Source organism: Microbacterium sp. PRC9 (assembly GCF_031844125.1).
In the GTDB taxonomy this organism is placed as follows: domain Bacteria; phylum Actinomycetota; class Actinomycetes; order Actinomycetales; family Microbacteriaceae; genus Microbacterium.
Window position 1 is genome coordinate 188505 of the sequence record NZ_JAUZUR010000008.1, and the last position, 9311, is coordinate 197815.

Genomic DNA, 9311 nt, shown 5'->3' on the forward strand with positions numbered 1-9311 from the left:
CCTCTCGGTGCTGTTGATATCGGGCTGTGCTGTTGTGTGCTCCGGGGCGCGGGCGCCCAGGTCGGGTGGGGATCAGGTGCCGGGCGGGATCAACGAGACGACGTCCTCGTCGTGCCACGTCACGTGCACGCGGTTGCCGCGATCGTCGTCGGCCAGGCGGGTGCGGTCGTTGCGTTCGAGCACGGTCACCCGCATGCCGGCATCCAGATCGATGACGCGACGGATGCCGCTTCCCACGTAGATCGACTCGACCACGGTCCCCTCGGCCGAGTGCTCTCCCGGCGCCGAAGCGGCTGACGAAGCCAGCGTGAGCTTCTCGGGGCGGATGGAGTGCTCGCCCTCGCGCCCGATGAGGGCCGCGGACCGCTCGTGGTCGAACAGGTTGGAGGTGCCGACGAAGTCCGCGACGAATCGTGACGCCGGTCGCTCGTAGAGGTCCTGCGGAGTGCCCAGCTGGATGATCCTGCCGTCGTGGAACACCGCGATCCGGTCGGAGAGCGTCAGCGCCTCCTCCTGGTCGTGGGTCACGAAGATGAAGGTGATGCCGAGGTCGCGCTGGATCTGCTTGAGCTCGACCTGCATCTGCTCGCGGAGCTTGAGGTCGAGCGCGCCCAGCGGCTCGTCGAGGAGGAGCACCTTCGGCTGCACGACGGTGGCGCGGGCGAGCGCCACCCGCTGGCGCTGACCCCCCGAGAGCTGTGACGGCTTGCGCGCCGCCATCTGGTCGAGCCGCACCGCGGCGAGCGCCGTCATCGCGAGGTCCCGGCGCTTCGCACGCCCCATCCCCCGCACGCGCAGGCCGTAGGCGACGTTGTCGAGCACCGTCATATGGGGGAAGAGCGCGTAGTCCTGGAAGACGGTGTTCACGTCGCGGTCGAAGGGCGCCTTCTTCGTGACGTCCTGCCCGAACAGCTGGATCGTGCCGGCGGTCGGCTGCTCGAAGCCGGCGATCAGTCGCAGCACGGTGGTCTTGCCCGATCCCGAGGGTCCCAGCATCGAGAAGAACTCGCCGGCGGCGATCTCGAGGTCGACGTGGTCGACGGCCGTGACGGCACCGAACTCCTTCGTGAGTCCGGTCAGCCGGATGGCAGGCTGCTGCTCGGTCATGACGTCTCCCTCGATGTCGATGGAAGTTAATCATATGGAGCCATATGTCAAAAGAGGGGGTGCCGTGTTACGGTCGGGTCACAGTTGCGGAGGACACCTTCTTCCGCCGTCCACCCGGGAGTCCCATGCCGCACGCGACGGGAAGAGTCGACGCCGCCCGCGCCGTCGTCTTCGCCCCGCTGGACGGCACCGGCAGGGCCGAGCTCGTCGAGAAGCGGCTCACCGATGCGATCGTGACCGGCGTCCTCCACGACGGCGAGCGCCTGCCCAGCGAAGCGGACCTCTCGCGAAGCCTCGGAGTGGCCCTCGTCACCGCGCGCGAGGCGCTGGAGGTGCTGCGCGACAAAGGGCTCGTCAAGACCCGGCGCGGCCGCGACGGCGGCAGCTTCGTCACCTTCGACCGCGACGCCGCGACCCGCCTGCTGGAGCGGCGCCTGCGCGAACTCAGCCGCATCGAGCTGCGCGACTTCGCCCTGCACACCTCGGCGATCGCCGGCACGGCGGCCGAGACCGCCGCAGGCCGCGCAAGCGACGACGACATCGAGACGCTCGTGCGCATCGCCGACGCCGCGGATCTCACGACGGCCGGCGGCGCGAGGCGAGCCGTGAGCCGGTTCCGGCTCGAGGTCGCGGCCGTCAGTCAGTCGCCCCGCCTCGTGCACGAGGAGATGCGCCTGCAGGGAGAGGCCGGCTCCCTCCTCTGGATGTGCCTGCGGGAGCAGGAGTACCGTGACCGCAGCGCCATCGCCCGCACGCGGGTCATCGACGCCATCCGCGACGTGGCACCCGACAAGGCCCGCGCGGAGACGATCACACATATCAACAGCGCCTTCGAATGGCTCATCGACGAGCGAGCGCGCATCGACGCGCGCACCGAGGACGCAGCATCCGACCCGAAGGACGTCCCATGACCACCATCGCGACCAGGTCTCCGGCCGACGTGGCGATCCGTGTCGCCGCGACCATCGACGGCATCTTCGCCATGATCGACGGGTGGCGCGATCTGCTCGAGGAGCAGCTCGCCTCGGCCCACGCGCTGACGGCGAAGGCGATCGATCCCCTCGTCGAGGCGTTCGCCGTGCCCGCCGTCTCGGGAGAGACGCTGCTCACCGGCGCGGGATTCGTGGCGGCGCCGGGCGTTCTGACCGACGCCGAATGGCTCCTCGCCTGGTGGCTCGGAACCACCGGTTCGGCCCACGGGGTGCGGCGGCTGGCCACGATCGACGACCCGACCCACGAGCAGTTCCGCGACTACACCGCACTGGAGTGGTGGCGGGTTCCGCAGGCGACGGGCACGCGGCACCTCACCGGCCCGTACGTCGACTACGTGTGCACCGATGACTACACCGTCACCATCACCACGCCTGTGGTGCGCGAGGGTTCGATGATCGGCGTCGTCGGAGCGGACGCCCTGGTCGATCGGCTCGAACGCGTGCTCCTTCCGGTGCTGCGCGCGGGCGAGATGCCCGCGACCCTCGTCAACGCCTCCGGCCGGGTCGTGACCTCGACCGACGCGCGGCGCGAGCCGGGATCGATGCTCCGCGGTGACGACCTCACCGCCGCCGTGCGGGCGCTGTCGCCGACCCCCGTCAGGCTTTCCGGCGGCACGTCGGTGCTCGCCTGCGGCGACACATCGCTCGCCCTCGTCGTCGGAAGCTAGCGCGCCGGGCGCGATGGGGAAGGATGGCCTCGATGTCAACGCCGACCGACTCCTCGCGCGACGAGCTCGCCGAGCTGCGCAGGCGCGCGTACGCACGCGACGCCGACATCCTCGATGACCCCGCCGCACTCGCCCGCCTGGGCGAGCTCGAGAAGCAGGCCGCGGCCGCGAGCGCGGCGAACGTCGCGGCGAGCGCACGTGTCTCGACCAACGGCGGAACCCCGCGCAGGTCCGCCTTCGATGGCGACGAGGACGTCGCGGAACCGCAAGCCATCGCCCCGCCCGCATCGGAGGAGACGGATGCCGCGGCCGCAGCGGACCCGATCGCCCCGGATCGCGACGAGCACGGCTCCCCCGCGGAGGCGCTGGGTGCGGACGACCTCGCGAGCGGAACGGTCCCCACGCCTCCAGCCTCCGCTGGCGCGTCGGCCGGAGCCTCCGGGCGCGTGGGCCCAGCTGCCGACCCCGGCAGCGACGCCGGTGGCGACGTCGTCGATCCCGACGCTGTCGAGAACGCGCCCGGCCGCCCGTGGTGGCGCCGCACACCCGTCGTGTGGGCAGCCTCGGTCGTCGTCGCGATGCTGGTCGGAGTCGGACTGACGGTGCTCGTGCAGACCATGGAGGCGGGCCGGGTCGGCGTGCTCGGGGTGGACCCCGACGCCGACTGGCCGGAGGAGGTCTGGGGCGGCCCGACCGAGGACTCCCTCGCCTTCGAGTCGTTCTACGGTCTCTCGGTGCTGTCGCAGCCGCAGGTCACGGGCGACGGGACTCAGGGGGCCGTCCCCTGCCTGATCGTCTTCAGCGGGGTGGGCGACAACCCCTCCTACCTCGGCGGCGCGTGCGGCGCAGGCCCTTTCCCTGCACAGGCGGCACTGGTGGTCGGCAGGCAGGCGCCGTCAGAGCTGCGCGAACGCTTCGCCGAGGGCACGGCGCTGCAGTTCGTGCTCGACGGGGAGCAGGTGCACGTCTACGCGCGCGAGCCGGGCATCGTCGAGCCCACGCCCTGAGCTTTCAGGCGCCGCGGCTCCCGGCATCCGTCGCGCCGACGTCGCTGCGGTGGAAGTTCTGGAAGGAACGGGATGCCGTGGGCCCGCGCTGCCCCTGATACCTGTTGCCGTACGGCCCCGAGCCGTACGGGCTCTCAGCGGGCGAGGTGAGGCGGAAGTAGCAGACCTGGCCGATCTTCATGCCGGGCCAGAGCTTGATGGGCAGAGTCGCGACGTTCGAGAGCTCGAGCGTGACGTGGCCCGAGAAGCCGGGGTCGATGAAGCCCGCGGTCGAGTGGGTCAACAGCCCGAGGCGACCGAGCGACGACTTGCCCTCGAGGCGGGCCGCGATGTCGTCGGGAAGCGTGATCTGCTCGAACGTCGAGCCGAGCGCGAACTCGCCCGGGTGGAGGATGAACGGCTCTTCGGGGTCGACCTCGATGAGGCGCGTCAGCTCGGGCTGGTCCTCGGCGGGATCGATGAACGGGTACTTGTGGTTGTCGAACAGCCGGAAGTACCGATCGAGCCGCACGTCGACGCTCGACGGCTGCACCATCGCGGGGTCCCACGGGTCGAGCGCGAGGCGCCCCGCGTCGATCTCGAGCCGGATGTCGCGGTCACTCAGCAGCACGGAGCCAGCCTATCCGGACCGTGCTGTTATGCTGGCCGGGCGCTGTAACAGGCGCGCGAGCGCCGGGATGCCGGCGTCCGGGGCTGTAGTTCAATGGCAGAACTTCTGCTTCCCAAGCAGACAGCGCGGGTTCGATTCCCGTCAGCCCCTCCATGTCTCCCGCGATCGCCGCTCACGAGTACTCGCCCTGGGATTTCTGGAGCGAGGCGACCCCGTCCGAGCGCGACGCGCAGCTGCTCCTCCAGCAGACCGTCGTCGCGGGCCGCCCCGACCACGAGCTCGGCGAGCAGTGCTTCCTCTCCGAGCTCGCCTCGATCGACAACGAATCGCTGCGGCTCGGCGACCGCACGTACGTCGCGGCAGGCGCCTACCTCACCGGCGACCTCCGGGCCGGCGCCGACTGCAGCATCAACCCGTACACGGTGATCCGCGGCCGCGTCACGATGGGTGACGGCGTCCGCATCGGCGCGCACACCTCGATCCTCGGCTTCAACCACTCGATGGAGTCGGGCACGCCCGTCTTCCGCCAGCCGCTGACGTCCAAGGGCATCGAGATCGGCGACGACGTCTGGATCGGCTCGCACGTCGTGATCCTCGACGGCGTCAGCGTCGGGTCGCACTCCGTGCTCGCCGCCAGCGCGGTCGTCACCAAGGACGTGCCGGCGGGCGCCGTCGTCGGCGGGAACCCCGCGCGGTTCATCCGCTGGCGCGTCGAGCCCGACGACACAGGCATCCACCCCGATGCGGCGGCGGATGCTGCCGCCCGGGGCACCGAGGACCGTCCCGACTCCCCCGAACCACGCGAGCCCGTGGAGACGCCGCCGGCAGTGCTCGCCGCCCTGGCCACGGCCGCGTCGGAGGCTGCCGTCTCGCCCGAGCTCCGGTCAGAGCCCGAGTCCGAGCCCGAGTCCGAACCCGCGCCGGACGCAGAACTCCCGCCCGATGCCGACCCCACTCACACGCCGTCCCGGGCCCCCGCGCCCGGCGGCCAGACCGCAGCGCCGAACAACGTCTTCACGGCAGCCGGCGCCTCGACCGGGAGCGATGACGTCGCCGGCCTGGCCGAACGCGTCGCCGAACTGGCAGCGCGCGCGAGGGGCGAGGCATCCGTCGTCCTTCAACGCGCGTGGAACGACGACCTCGGACTCTTCACGGACCGCCCCGGCGCCGCCCCGACCGTACGCGCTCAGGCCGACGCGATCGAGATCGCGGATCTCCTGCTCGGCACGGCGCCGCCGCAGGCGTCGGTGGAGGCGCAGATCCGCCGCCTGCAGGGCTGGCAGGATGCAACGACCGGCGCGGTCGCTCCCCTCGATGCGGACGGGCGTCAGCAGGCGGGCCTCGGCTTCTCCCACGGCGACGTCGCCTATCACGTGCTGAGCACGGGCTACGCGCTCGATCTGCTGGGGTCGGCATTTCCCGCTCCTCTCACGTGGGTGACCGCGGCGACCCCCGAACGGGTCGTCGAGTTCTGCGAGAGTCTGCCGTGGACCACCGACGCGTGGGGCGCCGGACACCACATCGACGGCTTCGGCACCGCGATTCTGTGGACGAAGCGTGCGGGGCATCCGATTCCGGCGGGTGTGGAGGAGGCGCTGTTCGGGTGGCTGCTGCTCAACACCGACCCGCAGACCGGCATGTGGGGTTCGGCCACACCCGACCGCGGGATTCTCCCCGTCGTGAATGGGTTCTACCGCGCCTCGCGCGGCACGTTCGCGCAGTTCGGCGTGCCGCTGCCCCACCCCGACCGCGTGATCGACACGGTGCTGCGCCACGCCCGCGACCCGCGCTGGTTCGCACCGGGCGCCCGCAACGCGTGCAACGTGCTCGACGTCGCGCACCCGCTGTGGCTCGCGCGTGGCACCGGCTACCGCGACGACGAGGTGCGAGAGCTGGCCGCGCGCCTGCTCTCCGACGCCCTGGCGACGTGGGTGCCCGGCGCCGGGTTCTCGTTCCGCGAGCCGAGCCCCGCGGCGCGCGGTCTCATCGAGACCGAGCCGGGACTGCAGGGCACCGAGATGTGGCTCGCGATCCTCTGGTACCTCGCCGACCTCGCCGGCGTCGCCGATGCGCTCGGCTACCGGCCCCGCGGCGTGCACCGGCCGGAGCCCGCCGCCACACTGCGGTAGGCCGCACCGCGCCGTACCGGCGAGAGGAGACCCGGTCGCAGCCGGCGACGGTGAAGCGGCAGCGCGCATGCCGGGCGTGTGGATATCCGGATGCCGCGGCCCGCAGCATCCGTGACGATCGAGGTGCTCCGCGAGTAGGGTCGAGCGATGCGCGCGATCCCCGACAGCCTCGACGCGGCGGTCGTCAGCGAGATCGACCGGCGCCTGGAGTCCGTCGCGGCGGAGCACGGCGTGCGGATCCCGTGGGCCATCGAGAGCGGCAGCCGGGCGTGGGGGTTCCCCTCGCCCGACAGCGACTACGACTGCCGGTTCCTGTTCGTGGGGCGACGCGAGCGCTACCTCACGCTCTGGCCCGCACGCGACGTGATCGAGACGCCGCTGGACAAGGTCTTCGACGTCAACGGCTGGGACATCGCCAAGGCGCTCACGCTGATGGCGCGGGGCAACGCCACGCCGATCGAGTGGCTGCGCTCCCCCATCGTCTACGGCGGCGACACCGCGTTCCGCGACGAGCTGCTGGCGTACGCGGCCACCGTCGTGGAGCGCGGTGCGATCTCCCGCCACTACCTCCATGTGGCGCGGCGCCAGCAGACGGGAACGCAGACCCTGAAGCGGTTCTTCTACGTGCTGCGCCCGGCCGCCGCACTGCGGTGGCTCGCCGACCACCCTGGTGACGCCGTGCCGCCGATGGATCTGCCGACGCTGCTGTCCGAGACCACGGTGTCGGATGAGATCCGGGATGCCGCCGCCGACCTCATCGCCCTCAAGTCGGTGACGCGCGAACTGGGCTCTGGAGAGGCGCCCGCGGTGCTCGCGCGCTTCGCCGCGCAGGAACTGGAACGCGCGGAGGCGTTCGAGGGCATGGCGCCGGTGCGGAATCAGCGCAAGGTGCGGGAGCAGGCGGACGAGCTGTTCCGGCGGATCGTGGGCTGACGCGGGCGGATCCGGCGCGATCGAGTTCGGGGACGAGCTGCTGCGGCGGATCGTGGGCTGACGCGGGCGGGCTCCCGGGTGGGTCTGAGTCCGGGGTCGTCTGCGTCGGGGGCCGCGAGTCGACGGGCCAGGTCGTTGTCTGCGGGTGCGCGGCGGGTTGCGGCGAGACTGCTCCGGCTCACGCGCAGCGGATCTGCGCGGCGCTTCGAGCTGTGTTCGTCGGCGCCCGGGGATCATCGGCAGCGCCGAGCGGATGCCGGAGGCCATTCGTATATTTGTTCTATGAACTTCTCAGCCGCACCCTCCCCCGCGATGCGGTTGACGGATGCTGCGGCTCGGGTCGCCTCGCGGCTCGGCGACGGCGGCGCCGAAGTGGGAGGGCTCGCCGACGACGATCTCCTGGCGCTGCTCGCCGACGCGACGGAGGCGCGGAAGGCGCTCGAGCTGATCGTCGCAGGAGCGTCGGCGGAGGTGTCGCGCCGCTCGTCACGCGAGCTCGGATACGAGGGGCTCGCGCAGCGGAAGGGTCTGCGCACCGGCACGGCGCTCGTGCAGCATCTCACGGGGCTCGGGAGAGCAGACGTCGCGCGGGCTGTGGACGCGGGCAGGGAACTCGCCCCGGCGGAGCGGCCGGCAGCCGATGTCACCAGGGCAAGCGTTCCGGCGGCACCGGTGGTCCAGGAGTGGCTGGGCGCGCTTCGAGATGCACTCGCGTCGGGACGTCTGACGCAGGCGCAGTTCCAGGCGATCCGCTCTGGGCTCGGAGAACCGCCCGTCGACCGCTACCCGGAGCTGGCGCCCGACTTCCTCCCGCAGGCGTGGGCTCGCGCCGTGAACATGCTGCTCGAAGAAGCGAGCGGGCTGCCCGTGGAAGAGCTCCGCAGCCAGGCGCGCATCGCGCGAGATCGGCTCGATCCGGTCGGCGTCACGCTCCGTTTCGAAGAGCGCTTCGACGCCCGGTCCTTCCGCACCTGGATCGACCACGACGGTCAGCGGCACGCGCACATCCTCTTCGACGACGAGGCGGGCGCCTGGGTGGATGCCCTCCTGCAGGCCGCTTTGCGGCCACGTCGCGGGCCGCGCTTCGTCGGCACCGACGCCGTGGAGAAGACGCGCGCGGCCGAGGCTGACAGCCGGTCGAACGAGCAGCTGCAGTACGACACGATCATCGCCGTGCTCCGCACGGGTGCGAACGCCGACCCCCAGCAGGCATTCGGCGACCGGCAGCCGGGAGTGCGTATCGTCATCGAGGCGGGCGCGGTGGCGGGCGGCGGTGAACGCGGCGAGATGCACGTCACCGGCGTCGGGCACCTGGAGGACGGCGGACACGCTCTGCCCGGGGGCGTCATCGAAGCGCGGATGTGCGAATCCGGCGTGATCCCGCTGATGTGGGGGCCGGATGGGCGCCCGCTCGACGTCGGGCGCGAGCTTCGCCTGTTCACGAGAAAGCAGCGCATCGCCATCGCCGCCCGCGACGGCGGCTGCATGTGGCCGTCCTGCGGCGCGCCGATCTCGCAGTGCGAGTATCACCACATCGATCACTGGTGGGAGCATCACGGGCGCACCGATGTCGACGATGGGATCGCGCTCTGCCGCAACTGCCATCTGCGCCTTCACAACCAGCGGTGGCGCATCACGCGGACGCGAGATGCCCTCACCGACGCCGACACGTACTGGCTCCATCCACCGCCCGACCCCGCCACGGGTGAGATCGGCCAGCCCCTCGCGTTGAGATCGAAGTCTCCCCGGCGATTCGAGGCGGCATGACGTGCAGGGGCGTCGGTGCGACAAGTGCGTACGCAGGCATGGCGCGCGGGCATGCGGGCCGATAGGCATGCGGGCGCGGCGAAGGACGCCGGGCGCGA

Annotated in this window: 8 protein-coding genes and 1 tRNA gene; 7 read left to right on the top strand and 2 right to left on the bottom strand. The window is 71.6% G+C overall.

The features are described from left to right. Positions 1–72 precede the first annotated feature (72 nt). Entirely contained in the window at positions 73–1107 is a 1035-nt protein-coding gene (locus tag Q9R33_RS18160) for an ABC transporter ATP-binding protein (protein ID WP_056365860.1), read from the bottom strand. Positions 1108–1232: 125 nt separating this feature from the next. Between Q9R33_RS18160 and Q9R33_RS18165 the strand changes: the two genes are divergently transcribed. The 3 genes from Q9R33_RS18165 to Q9R33_RS18175 are packed head-to-tail and all read left to right on the top strand — an operon-like array spanning position 1233 to position 3774. Next, the gene (locus Q9R33_RS18165; protein ID WP_235560105.1) at positions 1233–2018 is read left to right on the top strand and encodes a FadR/GntR family transcriptional regulator; all 786 of its coding nucleotides are present in this window, start codon (positions 1233–1235) and stop codon (positions 2016–2018) included. Next, entirely contained in the window at positions 2015–2767 is a 753-nt protein-coding gene (locus tag Q9R33_RS18170) for a cache domain-containing protein (protein WP_311294627.1), read from the top strand. The genes Q9R33_RS18165 and Q9R33_RS18170 overlap by 4 nt, the downstream gene beginning before the upstream one ends. A gap of 32 nt (positions 2768–2799) precedes the next feature. Further along, complete coding sequence (locus Q9R33_RS18175) at positions 2800–3774, top strand: hypothetical protein (protein ID WP_056365855.1); 975 nt, start codon at positions 2800–2802, stop codon at positions 3772–3774. Between the two features lie 4 nt (positions 3775–3778). Here the strand turns inward: Q9R33_RS18175 and dcd are convergent, their stop codons facing one another. Then, entirely contained in the window at positions 3779–4384 is a 606-nt protein-coding gene (gene dcd / locus Q9R33_RS18180) for a dCTP deaminase (protein ID WP_045299427.1), read from the bottom strand. A gap of 79 nt (positions 4385–4463) precedes the next feature. Between dcd and Q9R33_RS18185 the strand changes: the two genes are divergently transcribed. The 4 genes from Q9R33_RS18185 (at position 4464) to Q9R33_RS18200 (ending at position 9213) form a co-directional block, all read left to right on the top strand. Next, a tRNA-Gly gene (locus Q9R33_RS18185) sits at positions 4464–4537 on the top strand. Beyond that, complete coding sequence (locus Q9R33_RS18190; RefSeq protein WP_311294628.1) at positions 4537–6513, top strand: DapH/DapD/GlmU-related protein; 1977 nt, start codon at positions 4537–4539, stop codon at positions 6511–6513. The genes Q9R33_RS18185 and Q9R33_RS18190 overlap by 1 nt, the downstream gene beginning before the upstream one ends. A 147-nt stretch (positions 6514–6660) precedes the next feature. Beyond that, positions 6661–7446: a nucleotidyltransferase domain-containing protein gene (locus Q9R33_RS18195; protein ID WP_311294629.1), complete on the top strand. Its 786-nt coding sequence runs from the start codon at positions 6661–6663 to the stop codon at positions 7444–7446. 282 nt (positions 7447–7728) lie between these two features. Continuing rightward, positions 7729–9213: a DUF222 domain-containing protein gene (locus tag Q9R33_RS18200; protein ID WP_311294631.1), complete on the top strand. Its 1485-nt coding sequence runs from the start codon at positions 7729–7731 to the stop codon at positions 9211–9213. Positions 9214–9311: the final 98 nt, after the last annotated feature.

What these genes read in the sequence shown, in the direction of transcription:
- Q9R33_RS18160 (WP_056365860.1), bottom strand. Translation starts at nt 1,107, where the DNA reads ATGACCGAGCAGCAGCCTGCCATCCGGCTGACCGGACTCACGAAGGAG.
- Q9R33_RS18165 (WP_235560105.1), top strand. Translation starts at nt 1,233, where the DNA reads ATGCCGCACGCGACGGGAAGAGTCGACGCCGCCCGCGCCGTCGTCTTC.
- Q9R33_RS18170 (WP_311294627.1), top strand. Translation starts at nt 2,015, where the DNA reads ATGACCACCATCGCGACCAGGTCTCCGGCCGACGTGGCGATCCGTGTC.
- Q9R33_RS18175 (WP_056365855.1), top strand. Translation starts at nt 2,800, where the DNA reads ATGTCAACGCCGACCGACTCCTCGCGCGACGAGCTCGCCGAGCTGCGC.
- Q9R33_RS18190 (WP_311294628.1), top strand. Translation starts at nt 4,537, where the DNA reads ATGTCTCCCGCGATCGCCGCTCACGAGTACTCGCCCTGGGATTTCTGG.
- Q9R33_RS18195 (WP_311294629.1), top strand. Translation starts at nt 6,661, where the DNA reads ATGCGCGCGATCCCCGACAGCCTCGACGCGGCGGTCGTCAGCGAGATC.
- Q9R33_RS18200 (WP_311294631.1), top strand. Translation starts at nt 7,729, where the DNA reads ATGAACTTCTCAGCCGCACCCTCCCCCGCGATGCGGTTGACGGATGCT.